The organism is Aquisalibacillus elongatus, from assembly GCF_003843875.1.
GTDB classification, from domain to species: domain Bacteria; phylum Bacillota; class Bacilli; order Bacillales; family Alkalibacillaceae; genus Aquisalibacillus; species Aquisalibacillus elongatus.
In genome coordinates, this window is sequence record NZ_RKRF01000013.1 from 120,656 (window position 1) to 139,792 (window position 19,137).

General features: G+C 34.2%; 31 protein-coding genes. 4 read left to right on the plus strand and 27 right to left on the minus strand.

Annotated features, from left to right (window positions below; translation table 11 throughout):
• Nucleotides 1-245: 245 nt before the first annotated feature.
• Nucleotides 246-377, plus strand: a complete 132-nt coding sequence (locus EDC24_RS13745) for a helix-turn-helix domain-containing protein (protein WP_245998191.1) — start codon at nucleotides 246-248, stop codon at nucleotides 375-377.
• Between the two features lie 194 nt (nucleotides 378-571).
• Here the strand turns inward: EDC24_RS13745 and EDC24_RS15555 are convergent, their stop codons facing one another.
• Complete coding sequence (locus EDC24_RS15555) at nucleotides 572-880, minus strand: four-helix bundle copper-binding protein (protein WP_124223586.1); 309 nt, start codon at nucleotides 878-880, stop codon at nucleotides 572-574.
• Between the two features lie 151 nt (nucleotides 881-1,031).
• Between EDC24_RS15555 and EDC24_RS13755 the strand changes: the two genes are divergently transcribed.
• Complete coding sequence (locus EDC24_RS13755; RefSeq protein WP_124223588.1) at nucleotides 1,032-1,550, plus strand: hypothetical protein; 519 nt, start codon at nucleotides 1,032-1,034, stop codon at nucleotides 1,548-1,550.
• 11 nt (nucleotides 1,551-1,561) lie between these two features.
• Here EDC24_RS13755 and EDC24_RS13760 read toward each other — a convergent pair whose 3' ends face one another.
• The 18 genes from EDC24_RS13760 to EDC24_RS13840 form a co-directional block, all read right to left on the minus strand.
• Nucleotides 1,562-2,443 (minus strand): aminoglycoside 6-adenylyltransferase, encoded by an 882-nt coding sequence (locus EDC24_RS13760; protein ID WP_124223589.1) that lies wholly within the window; start codon nucleotides 2,441-2,443, stop codon nucleotides 1,562-1,564.
• Nucleotides 2,444-2,463: 20 nt separating this feature from the next.
• Nucleotides 2,464-2,667, minus strand: coding sequence for a hypothetical protein (locus EDC24_RS13765; protein ID WP_124223591.1), 204 nt, complete (start codon nucleotides 2,665-2,667; stop codon nucleotides 2,464-2,466).
• A 71-nt stretch (nucleotides 2,668-2,738) separates the two neighbouring features.
• Nucleotides 2,739-2,909, minus strand: coding sequence for a hypothetical protein (locus EDC24_RS15245; RefSeq protein WP_170158600.1), 171 nt, complete (start codon nucleotides 2,907-2,909; stop codon nucleotides 2,739-2,741).
• 22 nt (nucleotides 2,910-2,931) lie between these two features.
• Nucleotides 2,932-3,825 (minus strand): phosphotransferase, encoded by an 894-nt coding sequence (locus EDC24_RS13770; protein ID WP_245998193.1) that lies wholly within the window; start codon nucleotides 3,823-3,825, stop codon nucleotides 2,932-2,934.
• A 33-nt stretch (nucleotides 3,826-3,858) separates the two neighbouring features.
• Nucleotides 3,859-4,203, minus strand: coding sequence for an ASCH domain-containing protein (locus EDC24_RS13775; protein WP_124223594.1), 345 nt, complete (start codon nucleotides 4,201-4,203; stop codon nucleotides 3,859-3,861).
• A 53-nt stretch (nucleotides 4,204-4,256) separates the two neighbouring features.
• Nucleotides 4,257-4,847 carry an EexN family lipoprotein gene (locus EDC24_RS13780; protein WP_124223595.1) on the minus strand — a complete coding sequence of 197 codons (591 nt, stop codon included), beginning with the start codon at nucleotides 4,845-4,847 and terminating at the stop codon, nucleotides 4,257-4,259.
• A gap of 32 nt (nucleotides 4,848-4,879) precedes the next feature.
• Entirely contained in the window at nucleotides 4,880-5,056 is a 177-nt protein-coding gene (locus EDC24_RS13785) for a hypothetical protein (protein WP_170158601.1), read from the minus strand.
• Between the two features lie 223 nt (nucleotides 5,057-5,279).
• Nucleotides 5,280-5,759: a hypothetical protein gene (locus tag EDC24_RS13790; protein ID WP_124223598.1), complete on the minus strand. Its 480-nt coding sequence runs from the start codon at nucleotides 5,757-5,759 to the stop codon at nucleotides 5,280-5,282.
• Between the two features lie 37 nt (nucleotides 5,760-5,796).
• The gene (locus EDC24_RS13795; RefSeq protein ID WP_170158602.1) at nucleotides 5,797-6,348 is read right to left on the minus strand and encodes a putative glycolipid-binding domain-containing protein; all 552 of its coding nucleotides are present in this window, start codon (nucleotides 6,346-6,348) and stop codon (nucleotides 5,797-5,799) included.
• A gap of 219 nt (nucleotides 6,349-6,567) precedes the next feature.
• The gene (locus EDC24_RS13800; RefSeq protein WP_124223602.1) at nucleotides 6,568-6,915 is read right to left on the minus strand and encodes a DUF4260 domain-containing protein; all 348 of its coding nucleotides are present in this window, start codon (nucleotides 6,913-6,915) and stop codon (nucleotides 6,568-6,570) included.
• Nucleotides 6,916-6,971: 56 nt separating this feature from the next.
• The gene (gene fosM / locus EDC24_RS13805) at nucleotides 6,972-7,397 is read right to left on the minus strand and encodes a FosM family fosfomycin resistance protein (protein WP_124223604.1); all 426 of its coding nucleotides are present in this window, start codon (nucleotides 7,395-7,397) and stop codon (nucleotides 6,972-6,974) included.
• Between the two features lie 10 nt (nucleotides 7,398-7,407).
• The gene (locus EDC24_RS13810; protein ID WP_124223605.1) at nucleotides 7,408-7,929 is read right to left on the minus strand and encodes a cysteine hydrolase family protein; all 522 of its coding nucleotides are present in this window, start codon (nucleotides 7,927-7,929) and stop codon (nucleotides 7,408-7,410) included.
• Nucleotides 7,930-7,942: 13 nt separating this feature from the next.
• Nucleotides 7,943-8,377 carry a GNAT family N-acetyltransferase gene (locus tag EDC24_RS13815; protein ID WP_342769377.1) on the minus strand — a complete coding sequence of 145 codons (435 nt, stop codon included), beginning with the start codon at nucleotides 8,375-8,377 and terminating at the stop codon, nucleotides 7,943-7,945.
• Nucleotides 8,378-8,391: 14 nt separating this feature from the next.
• A complete protein-coding gene (locus EDC24_RS13820) occupies nucleotides 8,392-8,823 on the minus strand; it encodes a VOC family protein (RefSeq protein ID WP_124223607.1) in 432 nt (143 codons plus the stop codon).
• Nucleotides 8,824-8,883: 60 nt separating this feature from the next.
• Nucleotides 8,884-9,327, minus strand: a complete 444-nt coding sequence (locus EDC24_RS13825; RefSeq protein ID WP_124223609.1) for a VOC family protein — start codon at nucleotides 9,325-9,327, stop codon at nucleotides 8,884-8,886.
• 145 nt (nucleotides 9,328-9,472) lie between these two features.
• The gene (locus EDC24_RS13830) at nucleotides 9,473-9,835 is read right to left on the minus strand and encodes a hypothetical protein (RefSeq protein WP_124223611.1); all 363 of its coding nucleotides are present in this window, start codon (nucleotides 9,833-9,835) and stop codon (nucleotides 9,473-9,475) included.
• Nucleotides 9,836-9,916: 81 nt separating this feature from the next.
• Entirely contained in the window at nucleotides 9,917-10,375 is a 459-nt protein-coding gene (locus EDC24_RS13835; RefSeq protein WP_124223612.1) for an SRPBCC family protein, read from the minus strand.
• A gap of 305 nt (nucleotides 10,376-10,680) precedes the next feature.
• A complete protein-coding gene (locus tag EDC24_RS13840) occupies nucleotides 10,681-11,157 on the minus strand; it encodes a small multi-drug export protein (protein ID WP_124223614.1) in 477 nt (158 codons plus the stop codon).
• Nucleotides 11,158-11,241: 84 nt separating this feature from the next.
• On the opposite strand from EDC24_RS13840, the gene EDC24_RS13845 reads away from it, so the two are divergent.
• A complete protein-coding gene (locus tag EDC24_RS13845) occupies nucleotides 11,242-11,841 on the plus strand; it encodes a TetR/AcrR family transcriptional regulator (RefSeq protein WP_124223615.1) in 600 nt (199 codons plus the stop codon).
• A gap of 124 nt (nucleotides 11,842-11,965) precedes the next feature.
• Here EDC24_RS13845 and EDC24_RS13850 read toward each other — a convergent pair whose 3' ends face one another.
• Nucleotides 11,966-12,748: a class I SAM-dependent methyltransferase gene (locus EDC24_RS13850; protein WP_124223617.1), complete on the minus strand. Its 783-nt coding sequence runs from the start codon at nucleotides 12,746-12,748 to the stop codon at nucleotides 11,966-11,968.
• Nucleotides 12,749-13,042: 294 nt separating this feature from the next.
• Between EDC24_RS13850 and EDC24_RS13855 the strand changes: the two genes are divergently transcribed.
• Nucleotides 13,043-13,912, plus strand: a complete 870-nt coding sequence (locus EDC24_RS13855; protein WP_124223618.1) for a DMT family transporter — start codon at nucleotides 13,043-13,045, stop codon at nucleotides 13,910-13,912.
• 228 nt (nucleotides 13,913-14,140) lie between these two features.
• Here EDC24_RS13855 and EDC24_RS13860 read toward each other — a convergent pair whose 3' ends face one another.
• From EDC24_RS13860 to EDC24_RS13895, 7 genes are all read right to left on the minus strand, one after another.
• Nucleotides 14,141-14,329: a hypothetical protein gene (locus EDC24_RS13860; protein WP_124223620.1), complete on the minus strand. Its 189-nt coding sequence runs from the start codon at nucleotides 14,327-14,329 to the stop codon at nucleotides 14,141-14,143.
• A 131-nt stretch (nucleotides 14,330-14,460) separates the two neighbouring features.
• Nucleotides 14,461-14,940: a hypothetical protein gene (locus EDC24_RS13865; protein ID WP_124223621.1), complete on the minus strand. Its 480-nt coding sequence runs from the start codon at nucleotides 14,938-14,940 to the stop codon at nucleotides 14,461-14,463.
• A 229-nt stretch (nucleotides 14,941-15,169) separates the two neighbouring features.
• Nucleotides 15,170-15,823, minus strand: coding sequence for an HAD family hydrolase (locus EDC24_RS13875; RefSeq protein ID WP_124223623.1), 654 nt, complete (start codon nucleotides 15,821-15,823; stop codon nucleotides 15,170-15,172).
• A 91-nt stretch (nucleotides 15,824-15,914) separates the two neighbouring features.
• Nucleotides 15,915-16,367, minus strand: a complete 453-nt coding sequence (locus EDC24_RS13880; protein WP_124223625.1) for a VOC family protein — start codon at nucleotides 16,365-16,367, stop codon at nucleotides 15,915-15,917.
• 371 nt (nucleotides 16,368-16,738) lie between these two features.
• Nucleotides 16,739-17,221, minus strand: a complete 483-nt coding sequence (locus EDC24_RS13885; RefSeq protein WP_124223626.1) for a hypothetical protein — start codon at nucleotides 17,219-17,221, stop codon at nucleotides 16,739-16,741.
• A gap of 173 nt (nucleotides 17,222-17,394) precedes the next feature.
• Nucleotides 17,395-18,180 (minus strand): class I SAM-dependent methyltransferase, encoded by a 786-nt coding sequence (locus EDC24_RS13890; RefSeq protein ID WP_124223628.1) that lies wholly within the window; start codon nucleotides 18,178-18,180, stop codon nucleotides 17,395-17,397.
• Nucleotides 18,181-18,442: 262 nt separating this feature from the next.
• On the minus strand, nucleotides 18,443-18,883 hold the full coding sequence (locus EDC24_RS13895; protein WP_124223629.1) for an NUDIX domain-containing protein: 441 nt from the start codon (nucleotides 18,881-18,883) through the stop codon (nucleotides 18,443-18,445).
• Nucleotides 18,884-19,137: the final 254 nt, after the last annotated feature.

Consider the following 19,137-nt stretch of genomic DNA (forward strand, 5'->3'; position numbering starts at 1 on the left):
CCATACCGTAGATTAAGGCATCGCAGACCTTTCTTTTAAATAGTATTCATGGAGTACACACATTACGTGTGTACTCCATGTACTACTGAGAAACATTTATCCAGATTTAAAAATCTACATATGAGTATTTTTAATGTGTAATCTAAATTACATCATTTCTTCTAATTAGCTGGTTATAATAAAAAGGTAATCTAATAGAAGGGAATGATTTTGAAATGAAATTAACACATCAGGATATAGCTGACATGATTGGTTCTACTCGAGAGACTACAAGTGCAACTATTAGTCAGTTAAAAAAAGAAGGCGTAATCATGAAAGAAGCAGGGAATTTTTCGATTAATACCTACCTCGCTAATAATTTCTTAAATCTACTTTAATTAAACTACTGTCACCTGAGAAGACAGCTTTAATTTAAATTCCCTCTTAATATAAGGATTATTTTATTTGTATTGTTATGATTAATTCACACTTTCGATTTTCTGCTTTAACATTTCAATATATACTACTATTAACTCACAAATAAAAAAAGAAGTATCAAAAAACACAGGCCATCACGACCTGCGTTTTTTCATTACCCTGCCATTTGACGACACTGCTCTGCACACTCACGGCAAATCTGCGCGCACTCTTTAAAATGATCATCCTGCATATTTTCGCATTCCATGGCGCATTGATCACAAACTTGAGCACATACTCCGCAAAGATTTGTAGCAAATGAGCTGTTGCGTGACATAAATTGTGCAGCTTGCCCGCAAATTTCAGCACAATCATTTAACGTCTGAATACATTTGACTCTCACCTGAACATCCGGTTCCTGCAAGCAAGCTGTAAAACATTCCTCACAAGCTCTTAAACATTTAAGGCACGCCTCAAAATACAAGCATCCATATTACTGGGTGATGTCGATAATACTCCCATAAACCAAACTCCTTTTTAGTTATAGTCAGCATTATCTTACCCAGAAATGCTCATTGTATAAGTTAACTTTACTTGGCGTGGTCGCATACAATAGACAAAAATGAGGTGATGATATGTCTAGATTACCATCCGTTGACCTCGGATTAATGGCAGAACATTTAACGGCTCATGAAGGGGTTTTAAATAAACTTCATTACTATGAATCGCTAGCTACTTTACCAAAACTTAAAGAGATTTTAGCCCTACAAAATTCAATTATGCAAAGTCACGTAGACGTCATGCTAAAATTCATGGATCCACAATTCAACCAACCAGTAACCGTTCCACCAATTTCAGTCTATCAAGACATCACATTAAATAACATTCAATATTCAGATGATTACACCAATAAGTGGATTACACTAGAAGCGCACAACACCGCTAGATCCATGGCCAATACAAACTATGTGTCTGCTCTTATGATGAAGGACCCTGATGTCAAAAACGCCCATATCGAAATGTCTTTACAACAAACCAATATTCAAGAACAATACGCCAATTTGATTTCAATGATGAACTGGTCATTTGTTCCCCATTCATCATTGAAAAATCAACTTCAAACCTACCAATTTTATAACGATGTATTTAATTAACAGACACTAACTTAATATATTTCCTGGGCTTCAGGAGATAAATCCCGAACATCTTTAAGATACTTTGTCATGTTCTGATCATCTTCAATCGGATATGTAAAATTAAAATGCTCGGCCACGTCTTGAGATAAAGTCCTAAACAATTCACACGTCACAAATATGGAATCCCACATATTTGAATAATTAGCATCAGAATACGTTTCTTGATACATCTCCCAATAAGACTCCGGCAGATAATCCTTGAAGTACTTACCTAACTTACCGACTGACACCTGAAAATCTTGTTGTATCCCAATCCACCAAGCAACCATTTGGTCCAGAGGTGCTCTTGTTGTATATTCAAACATCCGTTTTGCATATGGCAACTCATCCCGCCAAATCCCTTTCGCCACGTTCTGTAGACACCACCAGAAATCATTCGTTAAACGATTAAATTCATTCTCAGTCGGTTCTTGAACGTGGTAATCAACATCGGTAGGACGAGGTATGGTTGGCAATAGCTCATCTTTATCCAGTATAGGGAGAGTTAATTTATCCTCACCATATTCTTCAAGCATCACTTCTTCAGTCTGGATATGTAGGTCAATCCGATTCCCATCTGTGAATAGCATTAAAAATCCGTAAGACCTAATAGAGTCTAAATTAAGATTACTGCCATGATCATTTTTATCAGGCTCCTGCATCATAATTAAATCACCAAAAAAGTTAATCCATGATTGATCTTTAATAAATGACTGAACCTCCGTCGCCACAAAAACGATATCGTAATCTTGAAACATATCCTTAGGTACGTTTGGGTTTGTCCTTGAACCATTCATGTAAACAGCCCGGATCCGTTCATCATCCGAGGCAAAACTCTTAATTAAACTCATCATTTCTTGTTCGTTCTTCATGAAATACCCCTACTCGAAATTTATTTTCGCCACTTTTCGGCTAAATTGATACCAACGACACCAACCGCAATCGTAACAACAATGACTGAAAAGCCAATTAAAAGATCATCATTGCCATGAGGGCTTTTCGTCGAAGAAAGTAACCATAACAGCTCAATCACCAATATAACTACCCAAAGTAAATAAATCCCCAAGACATGTTCTTTGTTTTGAGGAAATTTCATTTTTCAACCTCCCATTAGACTTAGTTTTATTTTTTGAAAAAGTGACTAAAAACTACGACACTTTAACACTATTAAGCACCTGGGAATCCCCTGCGAGATTTTTCTTTTTCAATAGCGATTTGTTTTTCTTGTTTTTTATTTGGTTGAGGAAACTTACGCTTTCGTTTCGTTTTTCGATCTTTATAAATAGCAAAAATCAGTAATGTCAAAATGACTATTGTAATAAAAATTTTTATAAACATGAAAACCTCCGTAAATAAAAAATCAAATCTTCTTCAGGCAATCATTTATAGATAATATCATATCAGGAATCCACGAACGACTTGCTGGAACTTTATGTATTCCTTCTTCGCACACCCAACAAAGGCCATGTATTAGCCAACAAATACCACCCACTTGAATTTCCCATTCAACACAATCTTTTTCTACTTCCTCACTGTATGCTTCTATCACAGCTGACTGATCAACATCAAACCTCTCAGCTTCTTCTAATAAGCAATATAAATCCCCTAAATGTGGGCTTAAGTAAGCATTTGACCAATCAATCGGAATAATAGATTGATTGGTTATCATGAGATTCTTGGTGTTGTAATCGTTATGTGTAATGGTAATAGAAAAATTACGGTATAAATCATCAAGAAGTTGAGGAAGTTTGTCTAAACAGGTGTTTAAAATATCTAGTTCTTCAGGGGAAAATAACGTGTGACAATCTTTGATTGACTTCAGTTCTTGTAAAACACTTTCTTGGGATTTTAAATATTTTTTATAAACGGATGGACTAAGCGAATCAAGATGTTCCACAGATTTATCTCGAATCTCCGCTAACTTCTTCGCTGCATTCACGAAATGAATCTGTTGTGGATCCATCTCAACTGTATACCTTCCAAGGTCAGCCATAATTAATATGTTACTAGTCTCATTATCATAAACCTCTAGTAAATCAGGACGCGGCAATTGTAGCGGCTCTAACAAAGATTGATAGACATCCAGTTCACCTGCCATGGACTCGTGGCCCATTTTTGCAATAACCGTTGTGCCAGAATCTAATGTAACCCGTTGCACATTAGATAAGGACCATTCGCGCAAAGTTTCCCAGTATGCAGATTGTTCCAATAAGGAAGACTGACTAACATAATCTATCCACTTTGGTGGAACCACTTGTCTCAAACCATTCACCACCAATTCAAAAGATTAATCAATTAATTGTACCGTAATAGCCAATGTCCCCCATTGCCTCTCTTGGTCTGGCGAATAAATCTGATAAGTCTGCTCAACCATTACATCGATTGATTCACCTACAGTATCAAAATCACTAGCAGGAATGCTCTCGTACATCTCTTTGAACGTTGGATATTCCCTTAACGCCACCACTTCGACTGATAGTGTTTCATCATACTCTGGCACTCTAGTAAAAGTAATCGTATCACCAACACTTAATTTTCTTCTTTTTTCATCGTTCAATCTGACTTCGACTGTTTTTCGGCAAGACTTAATCGAATTAAAAGGTGTATCGTATAATCCCATTTCGTGATTCATAAAACCCTCTCCTTCGAATAATCCAACTAAAATTATTTCTCCTTAAAATAACTCTACAATTGGTTAAGTTCCATTTTCCAAATTTCATTTTCCTTTTTTAGACCATAAATAACACTGTGATGATAAAGACCAAAGTCCACACTCATTTCGACTGCAACTTGGTTTTCAGTTTTATTCTCGTCTCTTACTTTTATTGAATCATAATATCTGAAATCAAGTGTTGTCTCTATCTCTTTTTTATGTAGGCCACCGTTATAATAATCCTGTCTAAAAGTTACCAGATCAGAAAGTGTTCCATCGTCATATGTTAATGAATAAATGGCTTCGACGTCGCCTTTTACGACTGAATGTAAGTATACTAGTACGATTTTTTCTGGAGACATGTCTGATAAATGTTGAGTTCCTTTATCTTCTACAAAGCGTTGGTATGCTTCAGATTCCGCTTCAGTTAATCCTTCTAAATAAGAAAACTCACGATCATCATGATTAATTATTTTTTGCTGTTCGTCTACCGTATTCTCTAGTTCAGCAATTTTGCCCTTAAGTTCTTTCAACTCATTTTGTTGTTCTTCTGTTGATTCATCAGTACATCCACTTAGTATAAGTATAGTAAATACTAGAAATATGCTTATTATCTGCTTCATAGAAATCCTCCATATAAACTAATTGTATTTATTTACATTTCATAATGAATTGGAACCATATTTTCAATTTTATGTTTCCACTTAAATCTGACAATCTCATCAGTCAGCCAAAATATAAAGGCTGCAACCACAGTTATTAAAATCAAATGTTCTGTAAAAATTATATAGCCAAATAGTAACCCAAACCCTAAATGTATAAACAAAGCCATAGTCATTCTTAGTTTCCCATAGCAGATTCGCGTGAAGAAGTCAGATAGCAAGGAAGATGGGACTCCGAGGCATAAAATTAATAGTGATGAGAAGAGTAAAGAAAGTCCAAATGTTTGAATGGTTCCAAGACCATTCTCCAAACATGTCAGTATCACCGATGTGAGTATCCCAGTTATCAGAAAACCGATTAGTTTTCGTTTATACATAGTTCTATCATTCCTCTTACTTATCTTCAACATTCACCACAACACTTCCAAACAACTCGTCACCAAAATAAGCTTCTAACTTCCATAAACCTGAGTTAGGTAACTTTATAGATGAAGGAATATGGTGGTCTGCGCCATGGTGAGGCGAAGTATTAGGCATACTACTTCCAGTTGGTATTACTGTTAGCTCCTTACCTGTCTCCTCACTTATTCCAATTACCCTGAAAGGTTTTGTTAACGTATCGTCATCTCCCCAAAAATGCCACATATACTTCTGTTTTTCACTTGCAATAAATGGCCCGTATTCGTAAAAACCAAGTTTGCCATTATCACCTATACGGAAAACAATTTCGCCCTCTCTACCATCTTCAGTCACAATAGCTTCTCTGACGAATGTTGCACTCTCATCCCAATTTTCTTCGGGAGTTTGTATGTTCTCTTCATTGCATCCTATTAACAAAAATCCGCAAATACTTATAAAAAGAAGTTTCTTCATTAAATCCTCCTTAGTATAACGAGAATTTCACCTTATTTTATAACCTTCTACTAAAAGTATCAGGATAATCAACTACTAGACCATTTGAATCGACACAAATGATCGTCTCGTAATCATAACAACGATATTTAAAATATCTATATTCACCTTCACTACGCACGTATTGATAAGATTGTGGTACTTTCTTTATTTCCAAAGACGGCACGGATATGTAAACCATATAGAAATCTTCTAGTTGATTTATGTTCCAATTCAATCTATTAATAGGTAAAGAGTTAGAAAATGGAGTAGCTGATATATCGATATCAATTGCCCCTGTTAGCTCCTCCATTACACCTCCATTTGCATCAATCCAATTTCCTTCTCCATCAGAATGCAAAGTGATGCTCGAAGTATGATCGACAACGACACTCACCTTTCGAGTACGCCAATGTGCATCTAATTCAACTTTATAACTTGCATGATGAGCATCTTCCTTATCTAAATAGATAACTTCACTTTCAGCTAACATTTGATCATGATGACTTCTTATCTGAAGAAATTCGCAACCATATTGTTCATCGTTATTCCATAGCACGTTTAAATCCACGAATTGTCCTCCAAACATTTCTTTAAAATATACCCAAATCAAATTTTAACATAATATTCCTAAAAATAATTCAAAAATTGTAAAAATTAAAAGTAGCACAGTAACTTAAATAAGTCCTGTGCTACAAGGCAATTATTCTAGGGAATATTTAATTTTCATCTCATTCAACGGTTTGATTGGATAAACCTCTAACGATAATTATTAGGATGTACTGATAGATTACACTCGATTTAAATGCGTATGTTTAAAACTTGTAGGATATTTCAGGCCGTAACCAACCATTCTGTCCATACCTATGTGAGCTGACCATATTAATCCAAGCGCTAACATGATCTCGCTTGAAAATAATAAACCACAAATAATAATAGAAACCGATAAAATATATGTATGAACTAAATTATAGAGTATGGTACCCATACGTTGACTGATTAGATAACCTAACATGGATAAATCCGGTGCCAATAACAAAGCAAAAAACCATACCCAGTTAAAATTGAAGTAATAATAAATATAGATAGTTAACAATAAAGCAGCTGCGCCTTCTAAATGCAAAAGTGTTTTATTCAATAAATGTACTCCGTTCTTCTTTAATATTACAATAAAAACAACCTCTTGATAGACTCCTAAGTATCAAAAAACTTCATTTGCGGTTTCTCTTGTTTGTAGTAATCTAACCGATCTTGCAATGTCCCCGTATGAAATTCAAATTTGTGACCATCGGGGTCTGTAAAATAAATAGACTTTTTATCTTTTTCGTCCCTTGGCCTTCTCGATAAGATATTTACACCTAAACTATTTAATTTATCATACATTACGTCAAACTCATTCTCTTCAATAGAGAATGCTATGTGTGTATAAGATTCATTAATTTCATTACGTGGTATATCTTTTTCTACATTGAGTGCAAGCCACATTCCATTCAAATCAAAATAAGCAGTGTTTCGACCTTTAACTAATAATTTGGCATCAAATACATTTTGATAAAATTCAATTGAACGCTCTAAATCAGACACTGAAAATAAAAAGTGATTTAGACCTTTGATTGACATATAAACACCCTCAATTAAAAACAATTTCCTTACTTGGACAAACTTCTGCAAACCATCGTAATACACCATTATGGTGATTAATGATCTGATTAGCTGTAATGTTTTTTGTATCAAACGTACTATGGCCATCAGAGGACAAAGTGACTTTATACCCTAAACTAAACGCTCTCCTACACGTCGTATCAACACATACTTCACTTTGAATTCCTGTTATTACTAGATGTTCGATTCCTTGTTTCTTCAGTAATTCATTTAAAGACGTATTTAAAAATGAATCTGGCGTCTTTTTTTGAATAATGGTATCCTGATTGTTTGGAGCGACATCTGGATGTATCTCCCAACCTGTTGTGCCATGTTCTAAAGGCTTACCAGCTGGTGTATTATGCTGTATGTAGAAAACAGGCGTCTTTGTGTTTCGGGCTCTATCAATTAAACTACTTATGTTCTGCAGTAATCGACTACCGTTATGTACGACATTTCCCTGCTGAAACATACCATTTTGAACATCTATGACAAGAAGAGCTTTTTTCATATTCATCCCTCATTTATTTGGTTCGGTAGGTCCCTCCCCTACCTAGTTTAAAACCACAATTTTGATAAAACTGAGCATGTTGCTCATCTAAAGTGACAGTGACTATTTCTAAGCCAAAGTGATCCGCTTCATTCAATAATGTTTTTACTAACTTAACACCAATCCCCATTCCCTGATAATCTGGATGGACCATGATGTCTTCCAAATACCCATGCTGCAATCCCATACCGCAAACATACCCAAAAGCTACAAGTCTACCATTGACATCTCTTACACCAGCCCAAAAGTTACATCGTTCAAATAAAGCCGGATAATCTGCATCACGTCTTTCCCATCCCACACATTCTCTTAACTCAGGAACTTCATGATTATTAATTGTTAGGTTGATTTTTACTTCAAAATTCATTTTTCTCTCCATATCTAATTCCTTACAATTAGTGTTAGCCATTTCAGATTAAACCTTTAAATAGTTAACATGGCTCCTCTTTCATCAAACGTAGAATCAGGATTATAGGCGACTTCCCATATATTATTCTCAGGATCAGCAAAAGCACCTGAACGCCCACCCCAAAAAGCATCACTAGCTTCGCTCAAAATTTTCCCACCAACTTTTCTGACTTGCTCTATAGTTGTATCTACTTGTTCTCTATTATCAACGTTAATAGAGAACGTGACACCTTTAAATTCATTTTTAAAGCTGGGAACTTCTAAACCAGAGTCCTTGGCTAATTCTTCAACAGAATAAAGTGATAATAATACACCTGCTGTTTTAAAAACGGCATAATCGGTGTAACCATGATCCGTTTCTTCCCAACCTAAGTCGTTATAAAATTTACGTAGCAGTGGTAACTCAAAACACCCAATGGTAACTAAGCTTACTCTCTGTGGTACCAATTAATTCACTCCTTAAGATTTAATATACATATTAACGTCAACTAGACTTTGAAAATATATTTATTCATCCTCTATGACTAGCATATTACTTTCATCAAACTCCCAAATATCTCCATATGCAATTTCCCAATAGTAACCGTCTAAATCAGTAAAATAACCGCCATAACCTCCCCAATCAGTTTTTTGGGACTCTTTTTGAATTTTAGCTCCAGCTTGTTCGGCTATTTTCATTACTTCATCGACTTCTTCATTTGACTTTGCATTATATGCTAGAGTTATTCCCGGAAAACCCGTCCCAATCTGAGGTGGAATTTCATTGTTGATATCTAAAGCTAATTCTTCCAATGGATAGAGTGCAATTCTAGTTCCTTCATTTTTAAAGAAGATAATATCTGGGTTGGATTCCTCTCCCATAACTGACGTTTTAAAACCTAGTTGTTTGAAGAAATTATGTGATTTAACTATATCCTTCGTTCCAAGAGTAACTATGTTTAATCTGTTCATTTAATTAGCCCCTTTTATAAATTTCATTCCACTCACTTCAACTGACTCACAGCAAAAATTGTTTACACTTATGTTAGCATAATATTCCAAAAATTTAACTAATAAATAAAAGACGACCAAGATTTGATCGTCTTTAACAGTAATTTTAATCATCAAAAACCTCTATATTACTTATATTAAAAAAACGTTCCAGTTCTTCATAATTATCAATGTTTAACACGTTTGATGGTTCATGATCATCCCGACGTAAATAGATAAAGTTGTCAGTATCCTCATGCTCTACCGTTACAATATTTATGGTCTCATTATTGTTGTTAACAGCGAATAATTTATAAATCATTAAATTACCATACTCACTGGCTGCATGAACTCGATCTTCGACTTTAATATTCTCAACCTCATTACTTGAATTATAAAAATTATCTACAAAAGTTACAGCTTCCTGATTACCATTTGGTTCCCCACTATCATCATATTCCTGTGCGTTTTGCACAAGGTACCAAACCATCGTTATAACGACTCCAACTATTATGACTATAAAAATTGTTGTTTTTCTTATGTACATGAATTGACGCTCCTAATATTTTGTCTATGATTTATTCTCTAAATAACTTTTCAACGCATCTAGATCTTTAGCACAGGCCTTTTTAAAACTTCCTGCCATCATTTTTCCGAATAATTTAGATAGACCTGTAAGACCTCTGATCTCACCATCTAAAGTCACGAGGGAATGATCTTCGGTCGAATCAATAGTGTATGTAAACAAGAATTCACCTTTACCGGTTGTTCCTTTAGTTCCATCGCAGCGAAGGATGATTTTTTCTGGCTCATTGAGTTCGACCACTTCAAAATGTTCGGAAGCTTCTTTTCCAAACATTTTCCTCGTCTCCCTCCACTCGCTTCCTACTTGCAATGGTCCGTCGTCTAATCGTTCGATCCCGACAAATCCTTGCATCCAATTCTCTGCCGAATCGAGGTCGAGTAAACTTTTATAAGCTTTTTCTTTTGGAACTTCTAAGGTTCTGGTTACTTCGAATTGAATACTCAAGTATATTTCCCCCTATCGATTGTCTATACTAAACAATCTCCTATAAATTCAATACACTAGGTCTTAGTCTAGAACTTTACACGCATGTTTCTTCAGTTTACAAGAAGGTTTTTTAAATTTACAAGCAAGTTTTTTAAGTTTACAAGAAGGTTTTCGAAAAATATCAGCAGGTTTTCGGATTTTACACGCATGTTTTCGGTTATATATAGACTATTCGTTATTATTGCGTTTAAATCCTTCAAATCGGAAACTCCTACAGATTCTAGTATAAAGTTGTTTTAACAATTTTTTTCTTTTATAATTTACTACAAATTCACTAATGAAGTCACTAAGCCTTCTGCCATTATGGATAAGGTTGCCATTACAATCGCTAGCGTACTCACACCCAAACTGGTCCAAATAAAGACCTGGTGCTTAGAAGATCCTAGACTTGTTATGGCACAAGCACCCATTTGGCTACTAAATAAAAGAGATGACATGAAACAGATTCCCGTGGCTCCATAACGGTCTAAACTTCTCTTAATGCGTGGGCTCATTTCAACGGGAGCTGGATTTCCTTTACGAAAACGTTTAAATAAGAAGTTAAAAAATTTATTAATTTCTGTACCAAAAAATATAAATAAGATGACACTAATGGCATTACCTATAATAGCTACAGTTAATGCAGCAAGAGGCGGAATATCAAAAACAATAATAGCTGTAGGTACCGTTAAAAATGTTTCAAAAAAAGGTACCATACTCACGAAAAATATAAATAAGTACTGAAGAAAAATGTTTTCCATAGCTTACCGCCTCCTTTTTTGTTAAGTCAATCGACTTAAATAAATTATAATACAACTGACCTAAAAAATAAAGGAGTTCACATTATGCCAAAAATAATAGATCACGCCGAAAGAAAAGACCAGATTGTAGAAGCGATGTTTCGTATTATCCATCACTCTGGTTTCGAAAAGGCGACACTACGCGAGATTGCAAAAGAGGCAGGCCTATCTTTAGGTTCTGTTCAACACTTCTTTCCAAAGCAAAAAGATATTTATATGTTCGCAATAGATGTGGTCTATCAAAGGTTTGAGGAGAGAATGCAACAAGTTGTACAGGACTACCAGGGAGGATTTGAGAACGCAGTCCGTATGATCAAGCAAATTGTTTCAGCTAATACAGAAGAAGAAAGAATGGAAAATGACATATGGATGAAATTTTCAATCATGGCAACCATGAATCCCGAATATCAGGAACCTAAGAACAAATCACGTGAAGTAGACCTGAATTTCGCCAAAGATGTGTTAGATACCCTTTATCAAGAAGGGCACCTTAAAAATTCTACAAGTATTAAAGAGAATGCTAACTCACTGATTATATTCATTCATGGATTAGTGTTTGAGTCCGTAATTTTTAGGGATTTATACGACTCTGATGTGATTGAAAATGAAATTAGAAGCTATTTAAGAAGGGTTTGTCATGAGTAGATTAACAAAGCGGAAGTTATTTTAGATTCCAAAGACTTCTTTTCATCAACAAAAAGAGACGACCTTGCTCTAGGGTGCAAGGTCGTTAAACGTCAGAATTATTTATTGTTCAAGTAAAGTATAATTACCTCTTCTCAGCAACCACAAATGTATAGTCACCTAATTGACTAGTGTATTTAGTTAAAACCTCTTCAATTCTTTTAGATTCTATATCTTTTCTCAACTTTTCAATTCCGATTTCTACCTCTTCCTCGGAAGCTAAATTCGCAAAGGTAGAGATCCCAGAACGTACTTTTTCATTAAGATACATATTAGGGTCATACTTGCCACTATAAAGGAAAAAGTCTTCTAAGTCTGGTTGAATTAAGAATGTCTCATTACCGATTATATTAAATCCAGCTGTTCCTAAAGTTTCAGTGACATCTTTAATATTTGGCATTTGTTGAGCAGATTCTGCAATTGCATCTGGAAAGTATTCGTTGAGCCAATAGTATTTCATTTGTTCATGAGACGACGTAAAAATCACAAATCGACCACAATCCAGTACTCTATATACCTCCTGAAATGGAACTAATAAATTATCAAAATGGTGAATGGCTAGTGTACATGCAACGCCATTAAAAACTTTATTATTAAAAGGTAGCTTGCTTACATCTCCCAACTCCCAATGTATTGTAGTTGACTTTTCTTGTGCATGCTTAATCATTTCTTTCGATTGATCAACTCCGAACATATTTAAACCAGTATGTTCAAGTGCAACAGTATAATTGCCAGTTCCACAGGCGATATCGAGAACCTGACTTTGGTCGGTTACCTGTAAATGGTAACGTAAACGCCTCGTAATTTCAGGGTCCGCTTTTCTCGTAGTGTCATATGATAAGCCGATTTGATCGTATAAAGGTGCCATTCCATACCTCCTGTTTTTTAGATTACTTGTATCTATACTAAATGTTCACTTCAACGTACTAAACCTTATAACCTTCAAAATATTTATGTAAACAAAGGGAAAAGTAAAATATGCTGAGATGAAGAATTTTCTATTTATAAAAGTACACATTATAAAAAATCTATAAAAATAGGTTTAAATACGAATAACAAATGGAATTGTAGTAAAACCTTTTTGAAATACATATGTTTGATGAGAAGCATAATGATAATTACTTGAATCTAAGTTTGACCAAAAATTCTCAGGAGGCACTTAATGAAATACACAGGTGTAGGCTTAGTTATGCTAGCTGCCATATTTTGGGGCATTACTGGTGGGATTGCAGATATCTTAATGGATAAAGGCTGGGATCCTATTGTCATTTCACTTTACAGAGGAGCTGTAGGGTTTTTATTTTTCTTAGCGTGGTTTCTCTTTCGTTTTAGACAAAATTGGACCCATTCTCCTCACTTATACTTGTGGTCCATATTGGCGGGTATTGGTGTCGCCGGAAACTTCACGTTTTATTTTTTAAGTATTCAAGCCTCAAGCGTAGCTGTAGCAGCCACCTTAATGTACACAGCACCAGTAATTGTCCTATTAATTTCCTTTTTATTTCGAATAGAGCGCTCCTCTTGGTTTAAATGGGGCTGCATAGCAGGTGTTCTTATGGGGATCACCCTGCTTACAGGTGCCTATAACACTGAATCGATTTCAGTTAGTTTTATAGGAGTAGCTACAGGGATTGCAGCTGGTGTTTCCTATGCTTTATTCATATTCGGATTTAAAAATGCGTCTTCAAAAGGAAAGCCACAGCCATCTTTAATCATAGCCACTATAACATTTTGTATCATTCTTTTTCTTGTTTCTGACAAAGCAGAGGCTGCTACTGTATTGGTTTCAAATGATATAGGTTGGTTTATTCTTTTAGGGACTGTGGGATCTGGATTATCGTTTATCATTTATTTAATTGGTATTCGGCGAACTTCCCCGTCAACTGCTTCAATGGTTGCTATGGTAGAGCCGGTGACAGCTTCATTATTTGGTGTCATGATTCTCGGAGATCATTTGACCTTCATTCAGCTTATTGGAATGGTGCTCATTCTAGTTACGATTACCGTACTAAGTGTGAAGCAATCCGATTGAAAAAATTTGTGTCCTACATTATTCAAAGAGTATTTCTATAATTAGAATGATATTTCGATTTAAACCTTACAGCATAAGGATAGAAAATAGATAAAAAACTATAAATGGCAAATACACCGAGTACAAAATAGTACATGGGATGCTGATATATTGTTTCTGCAAAAGTGACACTTAATAAAAATATAGTAAGCAATCTAAAAATAGTGAAAAACATATCCGAAGTTTCATCTACACTGTGTTCAGTATCACATCTGGCTTACTGGTAAAGTCATACTTACCAGCAACAATCACTTCAGCTCTATCTACAACCTCTTGCGGCTTTAATTCTTCCCAACTTGTAGCAGTAGCTGTAACGCTTATGAGCATTATAAATAAGAAGAAGCTAACAACTAAGAGTATAGAATATAATTTTCTCATTGTGCCTCCCCTTCTTTTAATTCTTCTACCCGTTAACTTAAGAAGATAATAATTTAATGTTAACATAATATTCCAATAATTTAGTAGAAAAAAAGACGACTAATATGCTAGTCGCCTTGTTCAACTTTTAATTATTCCATTTTATATTCAACAATCCACTGAGAATATGGAAAATATTTTATGACGAAGTAACGATCTTCTGCTTCTTCTTCTGAAATATTAGGTACGGGAGTTAAAGGAAGTCTAACACCTTCAACCGTAACAAAAAATGAGTCACCAGTTTTTCCTGAGTCTGGGAAATATTCAACCTCAGAAGGAACTCCCTCAAGAGTCAGATAATCATTAGTTATATAATTAGGGAAATCCACCCAAAAGAAATGAGTCATTATAAGTACAAATACACCTATACCGCCAAAAATAATTCTCATAGGCAGTCCATTTTTCCCTCGGAAACCTTTCCAATCTTTATTAACAAAAATACTAAAAGAAACTAATGAAAAACCTGAAATTGTACCAGACGCCATGATTAAAATAAAACTGTTTATATCTTCTGCTAAATAAACTGGAATGAACGCTATAATACCAATACCAAATAAAATATAAAAAAACATTTATTTTCAGCTCACTTTGTGAAATCTTGTTGTAAAACTTGCCCAATCGAATTATCATAAGCTGTATTTTATTTAAAGAACTAATTCATAAATACGGTTAATACTAGTCAAATATTGATCGTTTATTATTTTCGAAGTTCTTCATATCTTTCAATATCATACAAATCGTTTGAAAACGATAACCCCCGATTGTGATAAGAATTGAATCTTCTTCGCCCACTCTAACCATTTATAATTCACTTTGGACACCTTTTTCTATGTAAGTTATCAAATCATTTACATGACCAAACATATAGTCTGGTGAGATTGAAAATTCAACTGTTTGACCATTAGATAACCAGTTTACTCCTGCTGTAAGTACATTTGCGTGTAAGCCAGCTTCAATATCTGCATCACTATCTCCAACAAATATAGATTTATCACTTTCTACTTCCAAAAAAGATAAAGCCTTAAGAACTCCTTCTGGATGGGGTTTAGGGTGAACAACATCATCTCCCGTTATTATAGCTTCAAAAAGCCCATCCATTTGAAGCGCTTTTAATGAAATATCTAAACTTCTTCTTGCTTTACCCGTTACAATCCCCACTTTAATTCGTTTTTCTTTTAAAAACCTTATCATTTCAATAATTTCATTGTTCGATTCTACTAGCCTATTATGATTTTCCAAGTACTCCTCATAATATAATTCGATAGCCTCTTCTTTTTTATCATTCAAAAGATTTTCTCTAATAATTCCTGTTTCAGAAGGTCCAAACATTTCTTTGATCTCATCTACAGTAAGATCTTTATCATCAAATTTTTTAAAAACAGTTTGAAACGCAACAAAACAATTTGGTAATGTGTCCGCTAAAGTTCCATCAAAATCAAAAATAACTGCTTTAATAAAAACACTTCCTTTTCACCTTCTTATCCCTAGCCCTCTAACAAAATTATAGCTTCAGCTTTACTTCTAAAGCATTAGTGAAGGTTTTAAATTATTTGTTACCGAGTTGTTCCGCCAAACCAATTAGAAGACCTTCTATTCCTCGAATATAGCAGAGCCGATACGAATCCTCGTATTGAACCACTTCGCCAACGAGCTGGGCACCATACTTATTGAGTCTAGATACCATTTCGTCAATGTCTTCAACAGTGAACATGAGGCGTTGATAACCAAGGGCGTTTACAGGTGCACTCCGATGATCTGATATAGTTGCTGGGCTGAGAAATTTCGAAAGTTCTAGTCGGCTGTGTCCATCTGGGGTAACCATCATAGCAATCTCTACGGACTGAGAACCCAATCCAGTTACTCGACCAGCCCATTCACCTTCGACAGTGGCTCGTCCTTCGAGGTTCAAGCCAATCTCCTCAAAGAAAGAGATTGCGTCATCCAGAGATTCTACAACGATGCCGACATTATCCATTCTTAGTAATTTGTTTTCTGCCATAGTTTTATCTCCTTATTTTAAAGATTTAATATTTGATAGAATTGATAAATATTTTATTAAAAATTTAAAGCTAAACAATAAACACCCTGTACAATATAGGAGCATGTGAAACTTTCTGAATTAATATTAGTATATTTTTCAGAAAATTTATTAGTTAAATAAAAATAGACCACCAAAGGATGAACGCCTTGTTAGACTATTGCCCACGTTAGCATAAGAAGCAAATTTAAAATATTTGCTTAAGATCAGTATTTACTATCTAAAAATATAGTGGATATATATTAACATAATACTCAGAAATTTCACAAGACAATAAAGACGTTCAACTTGATGAACGCCTTGTTCCGCTAGTGCCCGCGTTAGTGAAGTTATTATTCATTATTTTCACTCACAGTATCTTTTTTTGCATTAAAGAGTCTTTGAAATAAGTATAAGAAGAAAGACTTGTAAAAGAAATAAAAGAAAAACTGAATACGACTTAACCAGACTGTTCTAAACAATTTTACATTCTTAGTTAATGAGGTAAGGGGACCTGCAAAGATAGCATTCGTAATAACATTTAGAAGTATAAATCTAGGTATACTTCCGTACCCCCATTTCAGTACCCACATTGAACCTACTAGAAAAGGACCTATATGAAAAGGAAATTCATTAAGGAAATAAGAACTGGGTTTATTATAGAACGTCCACCATCTACGCTTTTTACCAATTTGCACATCAATAATTCCCATCAAAAAAACGAGAAGCGAAGCAGGAAGAAACTTTTTCAGGTTACGTATCCCCATAAATGGTACTGATAACCACGGAATTATAACCATCAAAATATTTACAAGTAATTGAATATTCCTTGACATAAAGTCACCCCTTTTTTATTAGAATTAATTTATGTCTCAGAATTATACATATATTCTTTCACAAAACTGCCTAGTTGACTGTAGAATTAATGTTCAATAATAAAAATATTGCTAATACAAGTGCAAGAATTATTTCTATTATTCGCTGAAACATAATATTCTACCTTATTTAATTAGTCATTTATCTTTCTACAAATATAAATCATTTCATTACTTTCATTTGTAATAGGCGTTTCGTTCCAACCCTTGTATAAGTGGAGAATTTGTAAACCATGTATATGTAAAAGTCTCTCCATTTCTTTTGGATAAACATATCTCAATGAAATGTTAGAAGTAGTTTCTTGAACGATTTCTCCTTCAGAATCTTTATTTTTTTTAATTGTAGAGTTATGTTGTATCTGGGTTAAGGCATCGTATTTACTAATATGATACTCGTCAACAGTTAATTGAGAGGTATTGTCTTTATAAGTTCTAACATATTCCTCTTCAGGTGATGATAATAACTCTTCAGAGTTAGGAAATCTTGTACCAAAAATAAATATACCACCATCTGTAAGGTGGTTTCTTACAGATGACAATAAAGCATCCTGGTTTTCGTTTGTGAGAAAATGTTGAAAGGAGTTACCGACTGTATAGATCAAACTAGCTTTTGTTTTAAGGTTTAATTGAGTACAATCTTGTTGTATCCATTCAATCTTCAAATTTTTTCTAGAAGCTTTTTCTTTAGCTCTATCAAGCATACCTTGATGAATATCTATACCCATTAGCTTATATCCTTCATTAGCTAAAGGTATAGTTGCCCGACCAGTACCACAGGCCAAATCAATTATAGTACCTTTAGTTACTGAAGCCCATTTTAATAATAGTGGAATTTCAGCTTGATAAGATTCATATTCATCATCATAAGATGATGGATTGTCGTACATATCTAAGTTGTTTGAAGCATTTATTTCTTTCATTATTACACTCCTTGATTGACTGCCTTACATCATTCGTAAAATTAACATTAAGATTTACTCTAAAAGTAACTAAGCATTTATGCATTAATAGTTTCGTTTTAATAAATCATGATATACAGTAACAAACCCATAATCACCCACGTAAATTTTCGACAAAATTATGGTATTGATATTAAAAACTTCTTCAACTCTTGCCCCCAGATAGTTGAACAATTGTTATTGTGTCTTATTTCAATTTTTCCTTATTACAACTTCTAAACTATTAAATGTTACTAAGAAAAAACTCTTTCGTATCATGGTGAGTGAGTATTTCTGCCACCTTGTCTTTTTCTATAAATTTTAAGTCACTTATTTCATTATCATTTGGATTTAGTGCGTTGATATCACCAAGAAATTCTACGAGAAATATTGTTGTTTCCTGTTTGTCATATCCAACTTTAGGTTTAATTTCATCTGGAAATTCAAAGCATATTTTTTCATCAAATTCTTTTACAACTTTATATTCTTTTGAACCTGTTTCTTCTTCTAATTCGCGCAATAGTGTTTCTGATAAATCCATGTCATCTTTTTCTATGCCACCCTTTATAAAATCCCATTCACCCTCAATAATTTGTTTACCTTTGTTTGTATTGATCTTAGTTTTATGTACAATTAAAAATTTGTTTCCTTGAAAAACGATTGCACCAACAGCTTTTCTAATCATTTATAGCTCCTTCTTAATAAATTCCAATGCGATCATTCACTCTCTATAACAATGCTGTGTCTGTTGAAGTGGATCAGTTCTTCTTCAACTAATGCCCCCGTTAATTTAAGTACGCATTTTCACAAAGTTCTCTATTTGTTTCTCAAAATAACTGATTGGAAGTGAAATTTTCCGCCAACTATGTCTTTTGGCACCACTTCAAAATTTTCTAAAATAAACAGTTCTGATAATAATTCTTTTAGAGATGCATCATT

Coding starts and splice junctions, on each gene's coding strand:
- EDC24_RS13745 (WP_245998191.1), top strand. CDS start 246: ATGATTGGTTCTACTCGAGAGACTACAAGTGCAACTATTAGTCAGTTA.
- EDC24_RS13755 (WP_124223588.1), top strand. CDS start 1,032: ATGTCTAGATTACCATCCGTTGACCTCGGATTAATGGCAGAACATTTA.
- EDC24_RS13760 (WP_124223589.1), bottom strand. CDS start 2,443: ATGAAGAACGAACAAGAAATGATGAGTTTAATTAAGAGTTTTGCCTCG.
- EDC24_RS13765 (WP_124223591.1), bottom strand. CDS start 2,667: ATGAAATTTCCTCAAAACAAAGAACATGTCTTGGGGATTTATTTACTT.
- EDC24_RS15245 (WP_170158600.1), bottom strand. CDS start 2,909: ATGTTTATAAAAATTTTTATTACAATAGTCATTTTGACATTACTGATT.
- EDC24_RS13775 (WP_124223594.1), bottom strand. CDS start 4,203: ATGAATCACGAAATGGGATTATACGATACACCTTTTAATTCGATTAAG.
- EDC24_RS13780 (WP_124223595.1), bottom strand. CDS start 4,847: ATGAAGCAGATAATAAGCATATTTCTAGTATTTACTATACTTATACTA.
- EDC24_RS13785 (WP_170158601.1), bottom strand. CDS start 5,056: ATGGCTTTGTTTATACATTTAGGGTTTGGGTTACTATTTGGCTATATA.
- EDC24_RS13790 (WP_124223598.1), bottom strand. CDS start 5,759: ATGAAGAAACTTCTTTTTATAAGTATTTGCGGATTTTTGTTAATAGGA.
- fosM (WP_124223604.1), bottom strand. CDS start 7,397: ATGTCAATCAAAGGTCTAAATCACTTTTTATTTTCAGTGTCTGATTTA.
- EDC24_RS13810 (WP_124223605.1), bottom strand. CDS start 7,929: ATGAAAAAAGCTCTTCTTGTCATAGATGTTCAAAATGGTATGTTTCAG.
- EDC24_RS13815 (WP_342769377.1), bottom strand. CDS start 8,377: ATGGCTAACACTAATTGTAAGGAATTAGATATGGAGAGAAAAATGAAT.
- EDC24_RS13825 (WP_124223609.1), bottom strand. CDS start 9,327: ATGAACAGATTAAACATAGTTACTCTTGGAACGAAGGATATAGTTAAA.
- EDC24_RS13830 (WP_124223611.1), bottom strand. CDS start 9,835: ATGGTTTGGTACCTTGTGCAAAACGCACAGGAATATGATGATAGTGGG.
- EDC24_RS13840 (WP_124223614.1), bottom strand. CDS start 11,157: ATGGAAAACATTTTTCTTCAGTACTTATTTATATTTTTCGTGAGTATG.
- EDC24_RS13845 (WP_124223615.1), top strand. CDS start 11,242: ATGCCAAAAATAATAGATCACGCCGAAAGAAAAGACCAGATTGTAGAA.
- EDC24_RS13850 (WP_124223617.1), bottom strand. CDS start 12,748: ATGGCACCTTTATACGATCAAATCGGCTTATCATATGACACTACGAGA.
- EDC24_RS13855 (WP_124223618.1), top strand. CDS start 13,043: ATGAAATACACAGGTGTAGGCTTAGTTATGCTAGCTGCCATATTTTGG.
- EDC24_RS13860 (WP_124223620.1), bottom strand. CDS start 14,329: ATGAGAAAATTATATTCTATACTCTTAGTTGTTAGCTTCTTCTTATTT.
- EDC24_RS13865 (WP_124223621.1), bottom strand. CDS start 14,940: ATGTTTTTTTATATTTTATTTGGTATTGGTATTATAGCGTTCATTCCA.
- EDC24_RS13880 (WP_124223625.1), bottom strand. CDS start 16,367: ATGGCAGAAAACAAATTACTAAGAATGGATAATGTCGGCATCGTTGTA.
- EDC24_RS13885 (WP_124223626.1), bottom strand. CDS start 17,221: ATGTCAAGGAATATTCAATTACTTGTAAATATTTTGATGGTTATAATT.
- EDC24_RS13890 (WP_124223628.1), bottom strand. CDS start 18,180: ATGAAAGAAATAAATGCTTCAAACAACTTAGATATGTACGACAATCCA.
- EDC24_RS13895 (WP_124223629.1), bottom strand. CDS start 18,883: ATGATTAGAAAAGCTGTTGGTGCAATCGTTTTTCAAGGAAACAAATTT.